General features: G+C 60.4%; 22 protein-coding genes. All 22 read left to right on the top strand.

Annotation, left to right across the window (positions count from 1 at the left end; all coding sequences use genetic code 11):
• Positions 1-46 precede the first annotated feature (46 nt).
• The 22 genes from fabD (at position 47) to ACM6HV_RS23990 (ending at position 20,602) form a co-directional block, all read left to right on the top strand.
• Positions 47-985, top strand: coding sequence for an ACP S-malonyltransferase (gene fabD, locus ACM6HV_RS24095; protein ID WP_414905457.1), 939 nt, complete (start codon positions 47-49; stop codon positions 983-985).
• Positions 986-1,001: 16 nt separating this feature from the next.
• On the top strand, positions 1,002-1,742 hold the full coding sequence (gene fabG, locus ACM6HV_RS24090) for a 3-oxoacyl-ACP reductase FabG (RefSeq protein ID WP_007967600.1): 741 nt from the start codon (positions 1,002-1,004) through the stop codon (positions 1,740-1,742).
• A 196-nt stretch (positions 1,743-1,938) separates the two neighbouring features.
• On the top strand, positions 1,939-2,175 hold the full coding sequence (gene acpP / locus ACM6HV_RS24085; RefSeq protein WP_003175607.1) for an acyl carrier protein: 237 nt from the start codon (positions 1,939-1,941) through the stop codon (positions 2,173-2,175).
• 108 nt (positions 2,176-2,283) lie between these two features.
• A complete protein-coding gene (fabF, locus tag ACM6HV_RS24080) occupies positions 2,284-3,528 on the top strand; it encodes a beta-ketoacyl-ACP synthase II (protein ID WP_027612357.1) in 1,245 nt (414 codons plus the stop codon).
• On the top strand, positions 3,528-4,343 hold the full coding sequence (pabC, locus tag ACM6HV_RS24075; RefSeq protein WP_414905456.1) for an aminodeoxychorismate lyase: 816 nt from the start codon (positions 3,528-3,530) through the stop codon (positions 4,341-4,343). Before fabF ends, pabC begins: the two co-directional genes overlap by 1 nt.
• 3 nt (positions 4,344-4,346) lie before the next feature.
• Positions 4,347-5,510 (top strand): endolytic transglycosylase MltG, encoded by a 1,164-nt coding sequence (gene mltG / locus ACM6HV_RS24070; RefSeq protein ID WP_414905455.1) that lies wholly within the window; start codon positions 4,347-4,349, stop codon positions 5,508-5,510.
• Between the two features lie 19 nt (positions 5,511-5,529).
• Positions 5,530-6,162 (top strand): dTMP kinase, encoded by a 633-nt coding sequence (gene tmk, locus ACM6HV_RS24065; protein WP_145594269.1) that lies wholly within the window; start codon positions 5,530-5,532, stop codon positions 6,160-6,162.
• The gene (locus ACM6HV_RS24060) at positions 6,155-7,138 is read left to right on the top strand and encodes a DNA polymerase III subunit delta' (RefSeq protein WP_041069199.1); all 984 of its coding nucleotides are present in this window, start codon (positions 6,155-6,157) and stop codon (positions 7,136-7,138) included. The genes tmk and ACM6HV_RS24060 overlap by 8 nt, the downstream gene beginning before the upstream one ends.
• Positions 7,139-7,180: 42 nt before the next feature.
• A complete protein-coding gene (locus tag ACM6HV_RS24055) occupies positions 7,181-7,537 on the top strand; it encodes a PilZ domain-containing protein (protein WP_027612362.1) in 357 nt (118 codons plus the stop codon).
• A 15-nt stretch (positions 7,538-7,552) separates the two neighbouring features.
• A complete protein-coding gene (locus ACM6HV_RS24050; RefSeq protein WP_047295654.1) occupies positions 7,553-8,338 on the top strand; it encodes a TatD family hydrolase in 786 nt (261 codons plus the stop codon).
• A gap of 466 nt (positions 8,339-8,804) precedes the next feature.
• Positions 8,805-9,443 (top strand): TetR/AcrR family transcriptional regulator, encoded by a 639-nt coding sequence (locus tag ACM6HV_RS24045; protein ID WP_007950805.1) that lies wholly within the window; start codon positions 8,805-8,807, stop codon positions 9,441-9,443.
• A 137-nt stretch (positions 9,444-9,580) separates the two neighbouring features.
• Entirely contained in the window at positions 9,581-10,549 is a 969-nt protein-coding gene (locus ACM6HV_RS24040; protein WP_041069205.1) for a GTP 3',8-cyclase MoaA, read from the top strand.
• 169 nt (positions 10,550-10,718) lie between these two features.
• Positions 10,719-11,324 (top strand): DUF4823 domain-containing protein, encoded by a 606-nt coding sequence (locus tag ACM6HV_RS24035; protein ID WP_041069208.1) that lies wholly within the window; start codon positions 10,719-10,721, stop codon positions 11,322-11,324.
• Between the two features lie 16 nt (positions 11,325-11,340).
• Entirely contained in the window at positions 11,341-11,901 is a 561-nt protein-coding gene (locus ACM6HV_RS24030; protein WP_108183479.1) for a DUF1285 domain-containing protein, read from the top strand.
• A 192-nt stretch (positions 11,902-12,093) separates the two neighbouring features.
• A complete protein-coding gene (locus ACM6HV_RS24025; protein WP_047295648.1) occupies positions 12,094-12,810 on the top strand; it encodes a FadR/GntR family transcriptional regulator in 717 nt (238 codons plus the stop codon).
• 46 nt (positions 12,811-12,856) lie between these two features.
• Positions 12,857-13,732 carry an SMP-30/gluconolactonase/LRE family protein gene (locus tag ACM6HV_RS24020; protein ID WP_414905454.1) on the top strand — a complete coding sequence of 292 codons (876 nt, stop codon included), beginning with the start codon at positions 12,857-12,859 and terminating at the stop codon, positions 13,730-13,732.
• 270 nt (positions 13,733-14,002) lie between these two features.
• Positions 14,003-14,821 (top strand): SDR family oxidoreductase, encoded by an 819-nt coding sequence (locus ACM6HV_RS24015; RefSeq protein ID WP_414905453.1) that lies wholly within the window; start codon positions 14,003-14,005, stop codon positions 14,819-14,821.
• 278 nt (positions 14,822-15,099) lie between these two features.
• Positions 15,100-16,104 (top strand): substrate-binding domain-containing protein, encoded by a 1,005-nt coding sequence (locus ACM6HV_RS24010; RefSeq protein WP_047295641.1) that lies wholly within the window; start codon positions 15,100-15,102, stop codon positions 16,102-16,104.
• 33 nt (positions 16,105-16,137) lie between these two features.
• The gene (gene araG, locus ACM6HV_RS24005; RefSeq protein WP_047295637.1) at positions 16,138-17,682 is read left to right on the top strand and encodes an L-arabinose ABC transporter ATP-binding protein AraG; all 1,545 of its coding nucleotides are present in this window, start codon (positions 16,138-16,140) and stop codon (positions 17,680-17,682) included.
• 12 nt (positions 17,683-17,694) lie between these two features.
• On the top strand, positions 17,695-18,663 hold the full coding sequence (gene araH, locus ACM6HV_RS24000; protein ID WP_027612371.1) for an L-arabinose ABC transporter permease AraH: 969 nt from the start codon (positions 17,695-17,697) through the stop codon (positions 18,661-18,663).
• 230 nt (positions 18,664-18,893) lie between these two features.
• A complete protein-coding gene (locus tag ACM6HV_RS23995; RefSeq protein WP_414905452.1) occupies positions 18,894-19,607 on the top strand; it encodes a GntR family transcriptional regulator in 714 nt (237 codons plus the stop codon).
• The gene (locus tag ACM6HV_RS23990; RefSeq protein ID WP_414905451.1) at positions 19,604-20,602 is read left to right on the top strand and encodes an ADP-ribosylglycohydrolase family protein; all 999 of its coding nucleotides are present in this window, start codon (positions 19,604-19,606) and stop codon (positions 20,600-20,602) included. The genes ACM6HV_RS23995 and ACM6HV_RS23990 overlap by 4 nt, the downstream gene beginning before the upstream one ends.
• Positions 20,603-20,615 lie beyond the last annotated feature (13 nt).

The following is a 20,615-nucleotide window of genomic DNA, read 5'->3' as shown; positions in this document are numbered from 1 at the left end:
GGTGGGGCGTCACTTTCCGACGACAAGATCATTAGGGGCTTGTTACATGTCTGCTTCCCTCGCATTCGTCTTTCCAGGACAGGGTTCGCAGTCCCTCGGCATGCTGGCCGAGCTGGGCGCGGAACATCCGCTGATCCTCGAAACTTTCAAAGAAGCCTCTGAGGCTCTGGGCTATGACCTGTGGCCATTGACCCAGCAGGGCCCGGAAGAGCTGCTCAATCAAACCGATAAAACCCAACCGGCCATTCTGACCGCCTCGATCGCCCTGTGGCGTCTGTGGCTGGCTGAAGGCGGCGCGCGTCCGGCATTCGTTGCCGGTCACAGCCTGGGTGAATACAGCGCGCTGGTTGCTGCCGGCAGCCTGAGCCTGGCTGATGCGGTCAAGCTCGTCGAGCGCCGTGGTCAGCTGATGCAGGAAGCCGTTCCGGCCGGGCAGGGTGGCATGGCCGCCATTCTCGGTCTGGAAGACGCTGATGTGCTGGCCGCCTGTGCCGAAGCGGCGCAAGGCGAAGTGGTCAGCGCGGTGAACTTCAACTCGCCGGGTCAGGTTGTGATTGCCGGTGCCAAAGCTGCCGTCGAGCGTGCCATTGAAGGTTGCAAGGCCCGTGGTGCCAAACGTGCCATGCCGTTGCCGGTGAGCGTGCCGTCGCACTGCGAGCTGATGCGTCCGGCGGCCGAGCGCTTTGCCGAATCCATCGCTGCCATCGACTGGCAGGCACCGCAGATCCCGGTGGTACAGAACGTCAGCGCGCAAGTGCCGGCCGATCTGGAAACCCTCAAGCGTGATCTGCTCGAACAACTGTACAAGCCCGTTCGCTGGGTTGAATCGGTCCAGACCCTGGCCGCCAAAGGCGCCACCAGTCTGGTCGAATGCGGTCCGGGCAAAGTCCTGGCCGGTCTGAACAAACGTTGCGCCGAAGGCGTTTCGACTTCCAACCTCAATACCCCAGACGCTTTCGCTGCCGCCCGTGCAGCGCTGGCCTGAATCAGGAGAAACTTGCATGAGTCTGCAAGGTAAAGTTGCACTGGTCACCGGTGCAAGCCGCGGTATCGGCCAGGCCATCGCACTGGAACTGGGTCGTCAGGGCGCCATCGTTGTTGGCACCGCGACCTCCGCCAAAGGCGCCGAGGCCATTGCTGCCACCCTGAAAGAGCATGGTATCCAGGGCACGGGTCTGGAACTGAACGTCACCAGCGACGAATCGGTCAGCGCGGTGCTGGCGAGCATTCAGGAGCAGTTCGGTGCGCCGGCCATTCTGGTCAATAATGCTGGCATCACCCGCGATAATCTGATGATGCGCATGAAAGACGATGAATGGTACGACGTGATCGATACCAATCTGAACAGTCTGTATCGCCTGTCCAAGGGCGTTTTGCGTGGCATGACCAAAGCGCGCTGGGGCCGAATTATCAGTATTGGCTCGGTGGTGGGTGCCATGGGCAACGCAGGCCAAGTAAACTATGCAGCCGCCAAGGCCGGTCTGGAAGGTTTCAGCCGTGCGATGGCGCGTGAAGTCGGTTCGCGTTCAATTACGGTCAACTCGGTAACCCCAGGGTTCATCGACACCGATATGACCCGCGAACTGCCGGAAGCACAGCGTGAAGCCTTGCAGACGCAGATTCCGCTGGGTCGTCTGGGGCAAGCTCAAGAGATCGCTTCGGTGGTCGCTTTTCTTGCATCCGACGGTGCGGCATACGTCACTGGGGCTACAATCCCGGTGAACGGTGGGATGTACATGTAAGTAAAATGTGACGGATTGCTTCAAAAAAATGTCATACGAGCTGTCTAAAATCCGTTATAAAGCTGCAATCTATTTATAGGCAGAGGGCCGCAGGGTTTGAGGAGTGAAGCTTTCAGTTGAAAAGCTGAAAAGCCTTTCTATACACTTACCCACTGGCCAGCTGCCTGAATTTGTCCATTAGGAGTGAAAACAAGGTATGAGCACCATCGAAGAGCGCGTCAAGAAAATCGTTGCCGAGCAACTGGGTGTTAAAGAAGAAGAAGTGGTCAACACTGCTTCCTTCGTTGAAGACCTGGGTGCCGACTCCCTTGACACCGTTGAGCTGGTGATGGCTCTGGAAGAGGAATTCGAGACCGAAATCCCTGACGAAGAAGCTGAGAAGATCACTACTGTACAAGCTGCAATCGACTACGTTACTAGCCACCAGGCGTAATAGTTTGTAATCGTTGTCTGCTGTCATGGAAAAACCGCACTGCCATCATGGCGTGCGGTTTTTTCTTTAGGCCTGATGCAAAGTCGTCATTTGAAAAAGGAGAGTGCTGTGTCGCGTAGACGCGTCGTAGTCACCGGTATGGGTATGTTATCGCCACTGGGCACGGATGTGCCAAGCAGCTGGCAGGGCATTCTGGCTGGCCGCAGTGGCATTGGTCTGATCGAACACACCGACCTTTCTGCCTATTCCACCCGTTTTGGCGGCTCGGTAAAGGGCTTCAATGTCGAGGAATACCTGTCGGTCAAGGAAGCACGAAAGCTCGACCTGTTCATTCAGTACGGTCTGGCCGCGGGTTTTCAGGCTGTTCGCAATGCTGGTCTGGAAGTCACCGACGCCAACCGTGAGCGCATTGGCGTGGCCATGGGTTCGGGCATCGGCGGTCTGACCAATATCGAAGAAACCAGCCGTACCCTGCATGAGACGGGCCCGCGTCGAATCTCGCCATTCTTCGTGCCAGGCTCGATCATCAATATGATTTCCGGTTTTCTGTCCATCCATCTGGGTGCACAGGGGCCGAACTACGCCATTTCCACTGCTTGTACCACCGGTACGCACTGCATTGGCATGGCGGCGCGCAACATCATGTACGACGAAGCCGACGTGATGATCGCCGGCGGGGCCGAGATGGCCGCGTGCGGTCTGGGCATGGGCGGCTTCGGCGCGTCCCGTGCGCTGTCGACCCGCAACGACGAGCCGACTCGCGCCAGTCGTCCGTGGGACAAGGGCCGTGATGGCTTCGTGCTGTCCGACGGTGCCGGTGCGCTGGTACTCGAAGAGCTCGAGCACGCCAAGGCTCGCGGCGCGACCATCTATGCCGAGCTGATCGGCTTCGGCACCAGTGGCGATGCGTTCCACATGACTTCGCCACCCGCTGATGGCGCTGGTGCAGCGCGCTGCATCACCAATGCCCTGCGCGATGCGAAAATCAACATCGACCAGGTGCAGTACATCAACGCCCACGGTACTTCGACCCCGGCCGGCGACCTTGCCGAAGCCAACGCGATCAAGACCGTGTTCGGTGAGCACGCCTACAACCTGGCGGTCAGCTCCACCAAGTCCATGACCGGTCACCTGCTGGGTGCGGCGGGCGCGGTCGAGGCGATCTTCAGCGTGCTGGCAATCAACAGCCAGGTGGCCCCGCCAACCATCAACCTCGACGAGCCGGATGAAGGCTGCGATCTCGATTTCGTGCCGCACACGGCGCGCAACATGGACATCGATGTCGTCCTGTCCAACTCCTTCGGGTTTGGCGGCACCAACGGCACGTTGGCGTTCCGTCGGTTCGCCGGCTGATGGACAGCTGGGTCGACGGTCAGAAGGCTGACGCTCTGTCGCTGAAAGATCGCGGCCTGGCTTATGGCGATGGGCTGTTCGAGACCATCGCCGTGCACGACGGACAGCCGATATTGCTGGATCGCCACCTGACGCGTTTGGCCGAAGGCTGCTCGCGTCTGGCTATCGCTGCAGATATTGATCGGGTTCGCACGGAGCTGCGGGCCTATGCTGCGGAAATGGGCGAGGGCGTACTCAAGCTGATCCTTACCCGTGGTGATGGCTTGCGTGGCTATGCGCCCGATCCTGCGGCGCAGGGTCGACGCATTCTGCAAGGCAACCCGCCTGCGGCTTATCCTGCCTTGCATGGTGAACAGGGTGTACGCCTGTTTCCCTGCGTCACGCGGCTGTCGAATCAGCCGTTGCTGGCCGGGCTCAAGCATCTGAATCGCCTGGAACAAGTGCTTGCCCGCGCCGAATGGTGCGACGGCGAACACGCCGAGGGCTTGATGCTTGATCAGGCCGGACGTGTCATCGAAGGCGTGTTCAGCAACCTGTTTCTGGTGCGCGACGGCGTACTGATCACCCCGGATCTTAAACGCTGTGGCGTGGCCGGTGTGATGCGTGCCGAACTATTGTTTCAGGCCGAGTCATTGGCCATCCCCACCCAAATTACCGATGTCAGCCTCGAACAGCTGCAATGGGCTGACGAAGTCTTTATCTGCAACAGCGTTTATGGCGTCTGGCCGGTACGCGCCTACGCTGCACTGAGCTGGCCGGTTGGCCCGCTCACCCGTAAACTGCAAACCATTGCCCGCGCGCTACTGGATGCCTGATTCGTGAGACGTAAATTCTTGCTGCTGCTGGAAACCGGACTGGTTCTGGCAGGGCTGCTACTGGGCGCCAGCGCCTGGAAAATTCATTCGGCGCTGGAACAGCCTCTGAACATCACGCAGGAGGAGCTGCTGGATGTGCCGAAAGGCTCGACACCGACCCGCACCTTTCTTGAACTCGAAACCGATGGGGTCATCAAGGACGCCTTCTGGTTGCGCATTTACTGGCGCTTCAATCTGGCCGGCACACCGATCCATACCGGCGAGTACCGCATGCAGCCAGGCATGACCGTCAACGGTCTGATCGACTTGTGGAAGCGTGGCGAAGTGGTGCAATACAGTCTGACGCTGGTCGAGGGCTGGAACTTCCACCAGGTCCGCGCCGCGCTGGCAAAAGATGAAAAGATCGAGCAAACCCTCAAGGGCTTGAGCGACAGCGAAGTGATGGAGAAAATCGGTCATCGTGGATTGTTCCCGGAAGGTCGGTTCTTCCCGGATACCTACCGTTTCGTGCGGGGCGTTTCCGATGTCGAATTGCTGAAGAAGGCCTTTGACCGGCTCGATGAAGTGTTGGCCAAGGAGTGGGAAAACCGCTCGGCCGATGCGCCGTACAGTGAGCCGTATCAGGCGCTGATCATGGCCTCGCTGGTAGAAAAGGAAACCGGTGTGCCGCAGGAGCGTGGGCAGATTGCCGGCGTGTTCGTTCGCCGCATGGCGCTGGGCATGCAGTTGCAGACCGACCCGACCGTGATCTATGGCCTGGGCGACCGCTACACCGGCAAGTTGACCCGTGCTCATCTCAAGGAGCCGACGCCCTACAATACCTATGTGATTCCCGGGTTGCCGCCGACGCCGATTGCCATGGTCGGTCGCGAGGCGATTCACGCCGCGCTCAATCCGGTGGAAGGCAACAGCCTGTATTTCGTCGCCCGTGGCGATGGTAGCCATGTGTTCTCCGATGACCTGGATGCACACAACAGTGCGGTGCGCGAGTTCCAGCTCAAGCGCCGCGCCGATTACCGCTCCAGCCCGGCCCCGGCGACGGAGGAGGCGATTCCTGCCGCGTCCCCGGATACCGCGCCTGAAGCGCTGCCGCAGGTTCCCGCTCAGGAACCCGCACCGGCTCCTGCTGCCGAGCCCGGCGCGACCGTACCGCAGAACGCGCAATGACTTTGATTAAGGACTGCCTGTGACTGGCTTGTTTATTACCCTGGAAGGCCCGGAAGGCGCCGGCAAGAGCACCAACCGCGAGTACCTCGCCGAGCGTCTGCGCGCCGAAGGTATTGAAGTGGTGCTGACTCGCGAACCCGGCGGAACGCCACTGGCCGAACGGATTCGCGACGTGCTGCTGGCCCCGGCCGATGAGGTCATGAACCCCGACACCGAGTTGTTGCTGGTGTTCGCCGCGCGCGCCCAGCATCTGGCCGAAGTGATTCGTCCGGCACTGGCCCGTGGCGCGGTGGTGTTGTGTGATCGTTTCACTGATTCGACGTATGCCTATCAGGGCGGCGGTCGTGGTTTGTCAATGGAACGCATTGCTGCGCTGGAGACGTTCGTTCAGGGCGACTTGCGTCCGGATCTGACACTGATTTTCGATCTGCCGGTGGAAATGGGTCTGGCTCGTGCCAGTGCCCGTGGCCGTCTGGATCGTTTCGAGCTGGAAGGCCGGGCGTTTTTCGAAGCCGTGCGCAATGCGTTTCTCAAGCGCGCTGAGGCTGATCCTGCGCGCTATGTGCGCATCGATGCCGGTCAGCCATTGGTCAAGGTTCAGCAATCGCTGGATACCTTGATTCCGAACTTGCTGGAGCTGATTCGTGGCTGAGGCCTATCCATGGCAGGACAGCCTCTGGCAGCAACTGGCCGGACGCAGTCAGCACGCTCACGCGTATTTGCTGCACGGCCCGGCCGGGATCGGCAAGCGCGCGCTGGCCGAACGTCTGATGGCCAGCCTGCTTTGTCAGCGTCCGACACCGGAAGCGTGCGGTGAGTGCAAATCCTGCCTGCTGCTCAAGGCCGGCAGTCATCCGGACAATTACATCCTTGAGCCCGAGGAAGCCGACAAGGCGATCAAGGTCGATCAGGTCCGCGATCTGGTCAGTTTCGTGGTGCAGACCGCGCAACTGGGCGGGCGCAAGGTGGTGCTGATCGAGCCGGTGGAGTCGATGAACATCAACGCCGCCAACGCCTTGCTAAAAAGCCTTGAAGAGCCTTCCGGCGATACCGTGCTGTTGCTGGTGAGCCACCAGCCGAGCCGTTTGCTGCCGACGATCAAGAGCCGCTGCGTGCAGCAGGCGTGTCCGCTGCCCGGTGAGGCCATGAGCCTGCAATGGCTGGCACAGGCGCTGCCGGAGTGTTCCGAAGAGGAGCGCATCGAATTGCTGACGCTGGCGGCTGGTTCGCCACTGGCGGCGGTCAGCCTGCAGTCCCAGGGCGTGCGCGAGCAGCGGGCGCAGGTGGTCGAAGGGGTGAAGAAGTTGCTCAAGCAGCAGCAATCGCCGACACAATTGGCCGAAGAATGGAAAAGCATTCCGATGCTGCGCCTGTTCGACTGGTTCTGCGACTGGTCGAGTCTGATCCTGCGCTATCAATTGACCCAGGATGAAGCCGGCCTCGGTCTGACCGATATGCGCAAAGTCGTGCAGTACCTTGCGCAGAAAAGCGCCCAGGGCAAAGTCCTCGATATTCAGGACTGGATTCTCGCCCAGCGGCAGAAAGTCCTGAGCAAAGCCAACCTCAACCCAGCACTGCTGCTGGAAGCGTTGTTGGTGCAATGGGCGGGTTTGCCTGGTCAAAGATAAGAATGTGTACCTAGACTCTGAACATCAGCAGTGGAGGTCAACATGAATGAAGCCATCAGCCCCGGGCCGCGCAACGGCATCCTGTCCCTGACGATCAAGGACAAATCGGTGCTTTACGCCGCCTACATGCCGTTCATCAAAAACGGTGGCCTGTTCATCCCGACCAACAAGAGCTACAAGTTGGGCGACGAGGTGTTCATGCTGCTGAACCTGATGGACGAGGCGGAGAAGATCCCGGTGGCCGGCAAGGTCGCCTGGATTACCCCCAAAGGCGCTCAGGGCAACCGCGCAGCCGGCGTCGGCGTGCAATTCAATGAAGGCGACAACACCGCCCGCAGTCGCATCGAAACCCATCTGGCCGGAGCACTGAAATCCGACCGTCCCACTCATACGATGTAAGTAGCCGTCTTTTTTATGCTCGTAGATTCCCATTGTCACCTTGATCGCCTCGACCTCGCCGCCCACGACGGCTCGCTGGATGCTGCACTTGATGCGGCCCGCCAGCGTGGGGTAGGGCACTTCCTGTGTATCGGCGTGAGTGCCGACAACGCTGCCGACGTCAAAGCCCTGGCCGAGCGCTATGACGACGTCGATTGCTCGGTCGGTGTGCACCCATTGGATGTGCAACCGGGCGCGGCGCCTGCACTTGACTGGCTGCTGCATGAGCTCAATCACCCGAAAGTGGTGGCGATCGGTGAAACCGGTCTGGATTATCACTACGAGCCGGAAGCCGCCGAGTTGCAGCAGGCATCCTTCCGCCTGCACCTGCAAGCCGCCCGGCAGACCGGTAAACCGGTGATCATCCACACCCGTGGCGCCCGTGCCGATACCCTCGAACTGCTGCGCGAAGCGGCGTTGCCCCAGGCGGGTGTTCTGCATTGCTTCACCGAAGACTGGGACATGGCCAAGGCTGCGCTGGACATGGGTTATTACATTTCCCTGTCGGGCATCGTCACCTTCCGCAACGCCGACGCTCTGCGCGATGTGGCGAGCAAGGTGCCGACTGATCGCCTGCTGGTGGAGACCGACTCGCCGTATCTGGCGCCGATCCCGTATCGCGGCAAACCGAACCTGCCGCAGTACGTGCGCGAGGTGGCGGAGTTTCTGGCGATGCTGCGTGGGGAAGACTATGAGCGGTTTGCTGAGCAGACCACCGAGAACTTCAAGCGACTCTTTCCCTTGGCGCATGTAAAAGGCTGATCGTGTAGGAGCTGCCGCAGGCTGCGATCTTTTGATTTTGATTCTTTAAAAACAACATCAAAAGACCGCAGCCTGCGGCAGCTCCTACAAGCGCGGTGGGCGTAAATGACAGGGAATTACGCCAAATCGCAGGCAAAAAAAACCCGGGTTCTGGGGGGTGAATCCGGGTTAAGACCATTAGGAGTAAAACAAAGGCACGCGGTCCCTTGGTACCTTTACCGGCACGGCACTTGGGGGAGATGCCGCCCGACAGTTCAAGTATTGATCAGTCTGGCGTTCAGTCCAGTTGAGCGGTCGGGGTTTTTAAACAAATTTGGAATACGTGCGCTTCAGTTGAGTTCTCATTGCCGCCTCAGCGTTCGCAAAATGAACAAGAAACACAGATATGGTCGGATGATCCGTGCATTTTTGTGCAAGTTAGGCATAATACGCGGCTTCGAATTTTGACCCCTACAGACCTTTTCTTATGCACAAAGAACCTCGTAAGGTCCGTGAGTTTCGTCGCCGCGAGCAAGAAATTCTCGATACCGCGCTCAAGCTGTTCCTCGAACAAGGTGAAGACAGTGTCACCGTCGAGATGATTGCTGATGCCGTGGGTATCGGCAAAGGCACGATCTACAAGCACTTCAAATCCAAGGCCGAGATCTATCTGCGGCTGATGCTCGATTACGAGCGCGATTTGAACGAGCTGCTGCATTCGGCCGATGTCGACAAGGACAAGGAAGCGCTGTCCCGTGCCTACTTCGAATTCCGTATGCGCGACCCGCAGCGCTATCGCCTGTTCGACCGTCTCGAAGAGAAGGTGGTGAAAGGCAATCAGGTACCGGAAATGGTCGAGGAGCTGCACAAGATCCGTGCCTCGAACTTCGAACGCCTGACCTTGCTCATCAAGGGCCGGATCAGCGAAGGCAAGCTCGAAGACGTGCCACCGTACTTCCACTACTGCGCGTCCTGGGCGCTGGTGCACGGCGCGGTCGCGCTGTATCACTCGCCGTTCTGGAGCAACGTGCTCGAAGATCAGGAAGGCTTCTTCCAGTTCCTGATGGACATCGGCGTGCGTATGGGCAACAAGCGCAAGCGCGATCCGGAAACCCCGAGCAGCTGAATCATTCAGCGGCCTTATTGCGCCATGATTTCGCTACATGACGCAGTACCGCAGGAATATACTCAGGCATAGGGCTTGCTAAAACTTGATTTGTGAGTCAAGTTTTAGCGGCTCGAAATTCTATCGCCGGAGTGATCATGATCGTTGACCGTCAAGGCAGGCGTTTTCGCAATTTGCGCATCAGCCTGACTTCAGCCTGCAATTACGCCTGTACCTACTGCGTGCCCAACGGCAAGCGGTTGGTGGCTGCGCAGGATGAACTGTCGGCCGAGGCCATGGCCCGTGGCGTGGCGTATCTGATCGAAGCCGCCGGCATCGAGCGCCTGCGCATCACCGGTGGCGAGCCGCTGGTCAGCCCCAAACTCGAATCTTTCATGAGCGCCGTCGGCAAGATGGGCCTGGAAGACATCAGCCTGACCACCAACGGTCAACTCCTGGCGAAGAAGCTGCCGCTGCTGGTGGACGCCGGTCTGCGCCGGATCAACGTATCCCTCGATACCCTCGACGCCGGCGCGTTCCGCAGCATCGCCCGTGGCGGCGATCTGGCGACCGTACTCGACGGCATGGATCAGGCGAAAGCGGCGGGGATGAAGATCAAGGTCAACATGGTGCCGTTGCGCGGGCAGAACCTGGATCAGGTGATGCCGCTGCTCGATTACTGCCTGGAACGTGGCTACGAGCTGCGTTTCATCGAGTTGATGCGCATGGGCCACCTCGCCACTGACTCCAATGCCTTCCTGCAACAGTTCGTCAGCCTGCAGCAGTTGCTGAGCCTGATTGGCGAGCGTTATGAGTATGCGCAGGCCGATGCGCCGGTGGACGCCACGGCGGTGCGTTATGCGATCCCGGGGCTGGGCCATTTCGGCGTGATTGCCAACGAAAGCGTCCCGTTTTGCAGAACCTGTTCGCGCTTGCGTCTGTCGTCGACCGGCTGGCTGCACGGCTGCCTGTCGTCGAGCAACCGCCACTATGTCGGCGATCTGCTCGACAAGCCGCGGCATCAGGCGTTGCCGGCGTTGCAGCGTTTGCTGGTCAAGGCGCTGGGCGACAAGCAGGAAGTGGCGTTCTCCGGTGGTGCGACCGTCATGAAGATTATCGGCGGCTGATCCCTATTTTTCGCGAGCAGGCTCGCTCCCACAGGGTTTTTCTTAATCCTGTGAGAGCGAGCCTGCTCGCGAAAGCATTTCATCATCCGGCAAAGATCCTGAGCTGGCGCAAAAGCTGCATCCAACGGCCATTCGCCGGTTTTCCGTCACCGGCTTCTGGAGGATGAGGATGCGTAGCCTGGTTTTGCTGCTGGCCGTTTTGGCGCTTGGCGGCTGTATGACTGTCAGCGATATGGCCGAAGGCACTCGCTATCAGATGAGCGACGCGGGGCTGCTGGATCACAGCGACAGCCGTCGGGTGAACAACTTCCGCATTCAGCCGGACTCGTTCATCTACATCGCCCAGGGATCATTCGCGCCGCCGGGTGGCTCCTATCCGCGCCCGAACGTAGTGGCCGAAGAAGCGTTCAAAGGTTTTGTCGAATACTTCCCGATGGTCCGCCGTGCGCGAGCCCCGGAAGGCCTCGATCAGGCATTGGGCGAAGCTCGCGATGCCGGTGCTCACTACCTGCTGTATACCCGCTTCGCCAAGGCTGACGACCGCATCGGCAACTCCGACGAGTGGCTCGATCAGGAAGCCGTGGATCGCCTCGGCATCGACGGCGGGGTGATTCAGATCATGTTGATCGAGACCAGCACCCAGTATTTGATTGATACTGCACGGATCAAGAGTCGTGGCGGTTTACTGACGTTCCACGACAACAAGCCGGAAGACCTGATCGGCCCGCCGCTGGCGCAATATGCGCGCAGCCTGCTGGGAGTCGGCGACCAATAAACCCAAGGAGTACGCCATGAGTGGCCCGCAAAAAGCCAATGACCTGTTGGGACAGATCCCCAAAACCAAAGGCCTGCCGCCGGTGCACTTGTGGAACCCGGACTTCTGCGGCGACATCGACATGCGCATCGCCCGTGACGGCACCTGGTATTACCTGGGCACGCCGATCGGGCGCAAGCCGATGGTCAAGCTGTTCTCCACCATCATCCGCCGCGACGGCGATGATTACTTCCTGATTACCCCGGTGGAAAAGGTCGGGATCAAAGTCGACGACGCGCCGTTTGTGGCGATTGCCGTGGAGGTTGAAGGCGAGGGTGAAGCGCAGTTGCTGCGCTTCACCACCAACGTCGAGGAGACCGCCGAGGCCGGGCCGGAACATCCGATCCGCGTCGAAATCGACCCAATGACTCAAGAGCCCGCGCCTTACGTGCACGTGCGCAGCAACCTTGAAGCGCTGATTCACCGCAATGTGTTTTACCAACTGGTGGAACTGGCGGTCAGTCGCGAAATCGACGGGCAGCGCTGGTTGGGCGTATGGAGTGGCGGCGAGTTCTTCCGCATCGGCCTCGAGCCTTAAACAAAAATCCCTGTGGGAGCGAGTCTGCTCGCGAAGACGATATGTCAGTCGATGCTTAGGGTGACTGATACATCGCTTTCGCGAGCAGGCTCGCTCCCACATAGGATTTGAGAGTCACCTTAAAATCCCGATTGACTGTTAATCATATGATCATTAGCGTGAACACCCATCGCCAAGCGCTTTGAGGTTTTCATGTCCAGCAGCTTTCATGCATCAACGGTCGATTGGCTGGGCAGCTGGATTGCCGCTGGCCAGGTGAAACCGGGGCAGACGATCAAGGTCGAGGCCGATCTGGGCGAGCAACTCGGCGTCAGCCGCACGGTGATTCGCGAAGCGATCAAGACCCTCGTCGCCAAAGGCATGCTTGAGGTCGGGCCGAAAGTCGGCACCCGCGTGTTACCGGTGCGGCGCTGGAACCTGTTTGATCCGCAAGTCGTCGGCTGGCTGTCACGCAACGGCTTGCCGGAAAATTTCGTCGATGACCTGCTCGATCTGCGTCGCACCATCGAACCGATGGCCGTGCGCTGGGCCTGCGAGCGCGCCAGCCTGGAGCAGATTCATGCTGTGCAATTGGCCTACAACGCGCTGGAACGGGCGGTCGACAGCGGCATCGATTACAACCGTGCCGACCAGGTGTTCCACGAGTGCATTCTGGCGGCCAGCCATAACCAGTTCATTGAGCAAATGGTCCCGGCCCTCGGCGCTTTGCTCGCGGTGTCGTTTGAAGTCTCCGCCGCAGACCCCGATGAACTGCGTCGCACCTTGCCGATCCACAAGGACATGGCCGACGCCATTGCCGCCCGCGATGCGGCGCGCGGTGTGTGGGCCTGCATGACCCTGATCGACAATGCCGATCTGGCAATCAAGCGCTTTTACCCGCAGGTGATGGCCGACAAAAAAGCCAGCTGACAACACAAATCCCTACCATAAAAACCACAAGAACCAAGGAGTTGCCATGAGCTGGACCGCCGTAACCCAACACCGCGCCAGACTCGGAGAAGGCCCGTTCTGGGACGCCCCCACCCAGGCGCTGTACTGGGTCGATATCGCGGGCCAACAGGCGCTGCGGCTGATCGGCAACAACGTGCAGATATGGCAGATGCCCGAGCACGTTTCGGCGTTCATCCCTTGCGCCAGCGGCGATGCGCTGGTAACCCTGAGCAGCGGCGTGTATCGACTGGATCTCGACTCACCAGGCCTTGAGCCACGCCTGACGCTGTTCTGTATCGCCGATCCGCAACCGGGCAATCGGCCCAATGAAGCGCGCTGCGATGGTCAGGGGCGATTGTGGCTCGGCACCATGCAGAACAACATCGGCGACCAAGGCGAAGACCTGCCGGTCGAACGTCGTTCCGGTGGCCTGTTCCGCATTGATCCCGACCAGCGTGTCACGCCATTGCTGCGGGGCTTGGGGATTCCCAATACCTTGCTGTGGAGCGACGACGGCACCACGCTGCTGTTCGGCGACAGCCTGGACGGGGTGCTCAATCGCTATTTCATTCACACCGATGGCAATCTCGATGTCGCCAACCGCTGGTACGGTCCTGACCAGAACGGCGGCCCGGACGGTTCGGCAATGGACGCCGAAGGCTACGTGTGGAATGCCCGTTGGGACGGCAGCTGCCTGCTGCGTCTGACACCCGAAGGGCAAATCGACCGCAAAATCGATCTGCCCGTCAGCCGCCCGACCAGTTGCGTATTCGGTGGCGAAGACCTGAAAACCCTCTACATCACCAGCGCCCAGAGTCCGCACAACCATCCGCTGGATGGCGCAGTCCTGTCGATGCGGGTCGATGTGCCGGGCAAGCTCTGCACACGCTTCGCTGGTTAAATCCCAAAATATGGGATGCAAAATTATATATTGAGATTTTTCATCGGTCGGGTTTATAGTCGGCTCCAGCAGTAACACGCACTCACACTTAAAAAGAACAAAACAGGTGAAGTGATGCAGCGAATTTCTATCGCACTCCCCAACGGAGTCAGCGTCTCGCAACGGCCCGGCGTCGCTCGCCGCGCCTGCCTGTTTCGTTTTCACAGTCTTCCAGACCGGACATCGTCAGATGCCCGGTTTTTTTGTGTCGACGAACAGGAGTCCTGATCCATGGCTGAACCTCTTTCCTTGCCGCCGGTGCCTGCGCCGCCGAAGGGTGAGCGTCTGAAAGACAAAGTGGTGCTGCTGACCGGCGCCGCTCAAGGCATCGGCGAAGCCATCGTCGCCACCTTCGCCTCACAGCAAGCCAGGCTGGTGATCAGCGACATTCAGGCAGAGAAGGTCGAGAAGGTTGCCGCCCAGTGGCGCGACAAGGGCTACGACGTTCAAGCGATCAAGGCCGACGTCTCGCGCCAGCAAGACCTGCACGCCATGGCCAGACTGGCGGTTGAGCGGCACGGGCGCATCGACGTGCTGGTCAATTGCGCCGGGGTCAACGTATTCCGCGATCCGCTGCAAATGACCGAAGAAGACTGGCGTCGCTGCTTCGCCATCGATCTGGACGGCGCCTGGTACGGTTGCAAAGCCGTGCTGCCGCAGATGATCGAGCAGGGTGTCGGCAGCATCATCAACATCGCTTCGACCCATTCCTCCCACATCATTCCCGGCTGTTTCCCATACCCGGTGGCCAAGCACGGCCTGCTCGGCCTGACCCGGGCACTGGGCATCGAATACGCGGCGAAGGGCGTTCGGGTCAACGCCATTGCCCCGGGCTACATCGAGACGCAACTCAACGTCGATTACTGGAACGGCTTTGCCGACCCGCACGCCGAGCGTCAGCGCGCATTCGATCTGCACCCGCCGAAACGTATCGGCCAGTCGATTGAAGTGGCGATGACCGCGGTGTTTCTGGCCAGTGATGAAGCGCCGTTCATCAACGCCTCGTGCATCACCATCGATGGTGGGCGCTCGGTGATGTACCACGACTGAGTGGATCGTGTTTCAGGCAGTGAACTCTGCGTGAAATCCAATCATCATACGATATGACTATTTTCAACAGGCTTTGCAGCAGTACGTGTCACGCCACCACACCTGTGGCGAGGGAGCTCGCTCCCGCTCGGCTGCGCAGCAGTCGTAAATTCGGGCTGCGCGGTGTGTTTGATTGACCGAGGTAACCGGTTTTAGGGCCGCTTCGCAGCCCAGCGGGAGCAAGCTCCCTCGCCACAAACTGTTTAATTTGCTCAAGAAAAATAACAAGGAGTCAGCTTATGAAACGTCGTTTCGGGATTCGTACCCTGTGCAGTGCCGCGCTGGCGGTCACCGCGTTCAGTCTGAGCAGTACGCTGCTCGCTGCCGACGCCGTGAAAATCGGTTTCCTGGTCAAGCAGGCTGAAGAGCCATGGTTCCAGACCGAATGGGCCTTCGCTGAAAAAGCCGCCAAGGACAAAGGCTTCGAACTGATCAAGATCGCCGTGCCGGACGGCGAGAAAACCCTCTCGGCCATCGACAGCCTCGCGGCCAACGGTGCCAAAGGCTTCGTGATCTGTCCGCCGGATGTCTCGCTCGGCCCGGCGATCATGGCCAAAGCCAAACTCAATGATCTGAAAGTGATCGCCGTGGACGACCGTTTCGTCGACGCCAGCGGCAAGTTCATGGAAGACGTGCCGTATCTCGGCATGGCCGCGTTCGAAGTCGGCCAGAAGCAGGGCAACGCGATGGTCGCCGAAGCGAAGAAACGCAACTGGGACTGGAAAGACACCTACGCGGTGGTCAACACCTACAACGAACTCGACACCGGCAAGAAGCGCACCGACGGTTCGATGAAGGCGCTCGAAGACGCCGGCCTGCCGAAAGACCACATCCTGACCGCCGCGCTGAAAACCCTCGACGTGCCGGGCAGCATGGACGCCACCAACTCGGCGCTGGTCAAGCTGCCCAGCGCAGCGAAGAACCTGATCATCGGCGGCATGAACGACAACACCGTGCTCGGCGGCGTCCGCGCCACTGAAGCCGCCGGGTTCGCTGCGGCCAATGTGATTGGCATCGGCATCAACGGCACCGACGCCATCGGCGAGCTGAAAAAGCCCAACAGCGGTTTCTTCGGTTCGATGCTGCCAAGCCCGCACATCGAAGGCTACAAGACCGCCGAGATGATGTACGAGTGGGTGACCACCGGCAAAGAACCGCCGAAGTACACGGCGATGGATGACGTCACCCTGATCACCCGCGAGAACTTCAAGCAAGAGCTGGAAAAAATCGGCCTGTGGAACTGATGGCTGCTCGATCGGTGTGAAGAGGTGACTCAGATGCACGCGCAAGTACAGACACATGTAAACAGCAGCGGCGGCAGCCTGCGCTTCAACGGGATCGGCAAGACCTTCCCCGGGGTCAAGGCGCTGGACGCGATCAGCTTCGTCGCCCATCCGGGGCAGGTGCACGCCTTGATGGGCGAGAACGGCGCCGGCAAATCGACCCTGCTGAAAATCCTCGGCGGCGCCTACATCCCGAGCAGCGGCGAGTTGCAGATCGGCGAGCAGACCATGGCCTTCAAGTCGACCGCCGACAGCATCGGCAGCGGCGTCGCGGTGATTCACCAGGAGCTGCATCTGGTGCCGGAAATGAGCGTGGCCGAGAACCTGTTTCTCGGTCATTTGCCGGCCAGTTTCGGTCTGATCAATCGTGGCGTCCTGCGCCAGAATGCCTTGGCCTGCCTCAAGGGCCTGGCCGATGAAATCGATCCGCAGACCAAGGTCGGGCGCCTGTCGCTCGGCCAGCGGCAACTGGTGGAAATCGCCAAGGCGCTGTCCCGTGGCGCGCATGTGATTGCCTTCGATGAGCCGACCAGCAGCCTCTCGGCGCGTGAAATCGACCGTTTGATGGCGATCATCAGCCGCCTGCGCGATGAGGGCAAAGTGGTGCTCTACGTCTCGCATCGCATGGAAGAAGTGTTCCGCATTTGCGATGCGGTGACGGTGTTCAAGGACGGCCGTTACGTGCGCACCTTCGACGACATGAGTCAGTTGACCCACGATCAACTGGTGACCTGCATGGTTGGCCGCGACATTCAGGACATCTACGATTACCGCAGCCGTCCACGCGGCGCGGTTGCGTTGAAGGTCGACGGTTTGCTCGGCCCGGGGCTGCGTGAGCCGGTGAGTTTCGAGGCGCACAAGGGCGAGATTCTCGGCCTGTTTGGCCTGGTCGGAGCCGGGCGCACGGAATTGTTCCGGCTGCTCAGCGGGCTTGAGCGCAACACCGCTGGACGCCTGGAATTACGCGGGCATGAACTGAAATTGCGCTCACCACGTGACGCGATTGCCGCCGGGATCCTGCTGTGCCCCGAGGACCGCAAAAAAGAAGGGATCATTCCGCTGGCCAGCGTTGCCGAGAACATCAACATCAGCGCGCGCGGCGCCAATGCCAGCCTCGGCTGCCTGCTGCGCGGGCTGTGGGAGAAGGGCAACGCAGACAAGCAGATCAAGGCGCTGAAAGTCAAAACCCCGCACGCCGGCCAGCAGATCAAATTCCTGTCCGGCGGCAATCAGCAGAAGGCCATTCTCGGTCGCTGGCTGTCGATGCCGATGAAGGTTCTGCTGCTCGACGAGCCGACTCGCGGCATCGACATCGGGGCCAAGGCCGAGATCTACCAGATCATCCATAACCTGGCCGCCGACGGCATTTCGGTGATCGTGGTGTCCAGCGACCTCATGGAGGTGATGGGCATTTCCGACCGCATTCTGGTGCTCTGCGAAGGCGCGCTGCGCGGCGAAGTCAGCCGCGACCAGGCCAATGAATCCAACCTGCTGCAACTGGCTTTGCCGCGCCATCGCGCTGACGGCGTGGCGAACTGAGAGGTGACTATGATGACCATCCAAAACAAGGCGCTGCCGACTCCCCGCAAACCGCTGGACCTGCGGCGCTTCCTCGACGACTGGGTCATGCTGCTGGCGGCGATCGGTATCTTCGTCGCCTGCACGCTGCTGATCGACAACTTCCTCTCGCCACTGAACATGCGCGGGCTGGGCCTGGCGATTTCCACCACCGGCATCGCCGCGTGCACCATGCTCTACTGCCTGGCGTCGGGGCACTTCGACTTGTCGGTAGGCTCGGTGATCGCTTGCGCCGGCGTGGTGGCGGCGGTGGTGATGCGCGACACCAACAGCGTATTCCTCGGCGTCAGCGCGGCGCTGGTGATGGGCCTGATTGTCGGGCTGATCAACGGCATCGTGATTGCCAAGTTGCGGGTCAACGCGTTGATCACCACGCTGGCGACCATGCAGATTGTTCGCGGCCTGGCCTACATTTTTGCCAACGGCAAAGCGGTGGGCGTGTCGCAGGAATCGTTCTTCGTCTTCGGCAACGGCCAGTTGTTCGGCGTGCCGGTGCCGATCCTGATCACCATCGTCTGCTTCCTGTTCTTCGGCTGGCTGCTGAACTACACCACCTACGGGCGCAACACCATGGCCATCGGCGGCAACCAGGAAGCGGCGTTGCTCGCCGGGGTCAACGTTGACCGGACCAAGATCATCATTTTCGCCGTGCACGGCGTGATCGGCGCACTGGCCGGAGTGATTCTGGCATCGCGCATGACCTCCGGGCAGCCAATGATTGGCCAGGGTTTCGAGCTGACCGTAATTTCGGCGTGTGTGCTAGGCGGCGTGTCGTTGAGCGGCGGGATCGGCATGATCCGGCATGTGATTGCCGGGGTACTGATTCTGGCGATCATCGAGAATGCGATGAACCTGAAGAACATCGACACGTTTTATCAGTATGTGATTCGCGGTTCGATTCTGTTGCTGGCCGTGGTCATCGACCGCCTCAAACAACGCTGATTCCATCTGTCGAAGCATAATTTTGTGGCGAGGGAGCTTGCTCCCGCTCGGCTGCGCAGCAGTCGCAAACCCGGACAGTGCGGTGTGTCAGACTCACCGCTGTCACCGGATTTGGGGCCGCTCTGCAGCCCAGCGGGAGCAAGCTCCCTCGCCACAGGTATGCATTCCTTCTGTCCGAACCGCTAAAAACTTCTTGCCCGCCCGCGCCCGTTTCGGGTATCACTTTGTACATGATTAGACAGGTACGATTTGACAAGAAACAACGGGTGGTCGACGAACTCGTCCGGCGCATCGAAAGCGGCCTCATGGAGGACGGCTTTCTATTGCCCGGCGAGCATCAGTTGGCTCAGGAATTCAACGTCAGCCGTGGCACGTTGCGCGAGGCGCTGGCCGAACTGAAGCGGCGCAATTACATCGCCACGCAAAGCGGGGTCGGCTCCATTGTCACGTTCGACGGTGTAGCGCTCGATCAGCGCAGCGGCTGGGCACAGGCGCTGGCCGACAGCGGGGCGCTGATCAACACTGAAGTGCTGCGCCTGGAAGCTGTGACCCGGCCCGATCTGCTCTCGCGGTTCGGCACCGACCAATTCATCACCCTCGACCGCCGTCGCCGCTCCAACGACGGCACCCTGGTGTCCCTCGAACGCTCTTTGATGCCGGCCACCGGCGGCCTGGAAAGCCTGCCGCGCGTCGGTCTGATCGACAACTCGTTGACCATTACCCTCGCGGCCTACGGCTACATCGGCGAACGCGGCGATCAATGGATCGGCGCCGAACCGCTGAATGCCGAGGACGCCGAGCTGCTCGGGCGCTCGGTGGGGACCGTGTTCCTCAAGGCTTTGCGCACCACCTACGACCGACAGAACCGTTTCATGGAACAGGTCGAAAGCCTGCTCGACCCGGTGCATTTCCGCCTGCACCTGCAATTTGGAGAATCGAAATGACCGCGCTCAACCGTGCCCTCGGTGCGTTTTATGGCCTGGCCCTCGGTGATGCGCTGGGCATGCCGACGCAATCGCTGAACCGCGAAACGATCAAGACCCGCTTTGGCCGGATCACCGATCTGCAGGACGCCGGTCCCCTGCAACCGATTGCCGCCAACATGCCCAAAGGCTCGATCACCGACGACACCGAACAGGCGATTCTGGTCGGTCAGTTGCTGGTCGAAGGCAAGGGCCGGATCGAACCGGCTGTGCTCGCTCAGCGGCTGATCGAGTGGGAAGCCGAGATGCAGGCCAAGGGTTCGCAGGATCTGCTCGGCCCATCGACCAAACGCGCTATTGAAATGATCCTCGCCGGCCACTCGCCGGAGGAGGCCGGGCGTTACGGCACTACCAACGGCGCGGCGATGCGCATCACCCCGGTGGGCATTGCGGCGGATGTCGCTGATCCCGAGCGTTTCATCGCAGCCGTGGTGCAGGCCTGTCAGGTCACCCACAACACCACGTTGGGGATTTCCAGTGCGGCGGCGGTGGCGGCGGTGGTCTCGGCCGGGATCAACGGCATGGATCTGGGCGAGGCATTGAACCTCGGCCAGCAGATTGCGCAACAGGCCGAGGCACATGGGCACTGGGTCGCTGGCGGGCGCATCGCTTCGCGCATCAGTTGGGCGCGCAGCATCAGCGTCGACAGCGACAAGGCGCTGCTGGCCGATCTGCTGTACGACGTGATTGGCACGTCGGTGGCATCGCAGGAATCGGTGGTGGTCTCCTTTGCCTTGGCGCAGCAAGTGGCGGTCGGCGAGATGAGTGCGTTCGACGCGTTGTGCATGGCCGCCAGCCTGGGCGGTGACACCGACACCATCGCGGCGATTCTCGGCGCCATGCTCGGGGCCAGCCTGGGTCTTGAAAGCTGGCCGGCGCCGATGATTACCACGGTCAAAGCGGTCAATCATCTGGCGCTTGAACCGTTGGTGCAGGGGCTGTTGGCCTTGCGTTGATCAGGCGGACGCC

This window comes from Pseudomonas sp. IT-P260 (genome assembly GCF_949768395.1).
Taxonomy (GTDB): Bacteria; Pseudomonadota; Gammaproteobacteria; order Pseudomonadales; family Pseudomonadaceae; genus Aquipseudomonas; species Aquipseudomonas parakoreensis.
The sequence above is the reverse complement of the archived record's forward strand: the minus strand, read 5'-3'. Positions and strand labels throughout refer to the sequence as shown.

What these genes read in the sequence shown, in the direction of transcription:
- fabD (WP_414905457.1), top strand. Translation starts at nt 47, where the DNA reads ATGTCTGCTTCCCTCGCATTCGTCTTTCCAGGACAGGGTTCGCAGTCC.
- fabG (WP_007967600.1), top strand. Translation starts at nt 1,002, where the DNA reads ATGAGTCTGCAAGGTAAAGTTGCACTGGTCACCGGTGCAAGCCGCGGT.
- acpP (WP_003175607.1), top strand. Translation starts at nt 1,939, where the DNA reads ATGAGCACCATCGAAGAGCGCGTCAAGAAAATCGTTGCCGAGCAACTG.
- pabC (WP_414905456.1), top strand. Translation starts at nt 3,528, where the DNA reads ATGGACAGCTGGGTCGACGGTCAGAAGGCTGACGCTCTGTCGCTGAAA.
- ACM6HV_RS24055 (WP_027612362.1), top strand. Translation starts at nt 7,181, where the DNA reads ATGAATGAAGCCATCAGCCCCGGGCCGCGCAACGGCATCCTGTCCCTG.
- ACM6HV_RS24050 (WP_047295654.1), top strand. Translation starts at nt 7,553, where the DNA reads ATGCTCGTAGATTCCCATTGTCACCTTGATCGCCTCGACCTCGCCGCC.
- ACM6HV_RS24045 (WP_007950805.1), top strand. Translation starts at nt 8,805, where the DNA reads ATGCACAAAGAACCTCGTAAGGTCCGTGAGTTTCGTCGCCGCGAGCAA.
- ACM6HV_RS24040 (WP_041069205.1), top strand. Translation starts at nt 9,581, where the DNA reads ATGATCGTTGACCGTCAAGGCAGGCGTTTTCGCAATTTGCGCATCAGC.
- ACM6HV_RS24035 (WP_041069208.1), top strand. Translation starts at nt 10,719, where the DNA reads ATGCGTAGCCTGGTTTTGCTGCTGGCCGTTTTGGCGCTTGGCGGCTGT.
- ACM6HV_RS24030 (WP_108183479.1), top strand. Translation starts at nt 11,341, where the DNA reads ATGAGTGGCCCGCAAAAAGCCAATGACCTGTTGGGACAGATCCCCAAA.
- ACM6HV_RS24025 (WP_047295648.1), top strand. Translation starts at nt 12,094, where the DNA reads ATGTCCAGCAGCTTTCATGCATCAACGGTCGATTGGCTGGGCAGCTGG.
- ACM6HV_RS24020 (WP_414905454.1), top strand. Translation starts at nt 12,857, where the DNA reads ATGAGCTGGACCGCCGTAACCCAACACCGCGCCAGACTCGGAGAAGGC.
- ACM6HV_RS24015 (WP_414905453.1), top strand. Translation starts at nt 14,003, where the DNA reads ATGGCTGAACCTCTTTCCTTGCCGCCGGTGCCTGCGCCGCCGAAGGGT.
- ACM6HV_RS24010 (WP_047295641.1), top strand. Translation starts at nt 15,100, where the DNA reads ATGAAACGTCGTTTCGGGATTCGTACCCTGTGCAGTGCCGCGCTGGCG.
- araG (WP_047295637.1), top strand. Translation starts at nt 16,138, where the DNA reads ATGCACGCGCAAGTACAGACACATGTAAACAGCAGCGGCGGCAGCCTG.
- araH (WP_027612371.1), top strand. Translation starts at nt 17,695, where the DNA reads ATGACCATCCAAAACAAGGCGCTGCCGACTCCCCGCAAACCGCTGGAC.
- ACM6HV_RS23995 (WP_414905452.1), top strand. Translation starts at nt 18,894, where the DNA reads ATGATTAGACAGGTACGATTTGACAAGAAACAACGGGTGGTCGACGAA.
- ACM6HV_RS23990 (WP_414905451.1), top strand. Translation starts at nt 19,604, where the DNA reads ATGACCGCGCTCAACCGTGCCCTCGGTGCGTTTTATGGCCTGGCCCTC.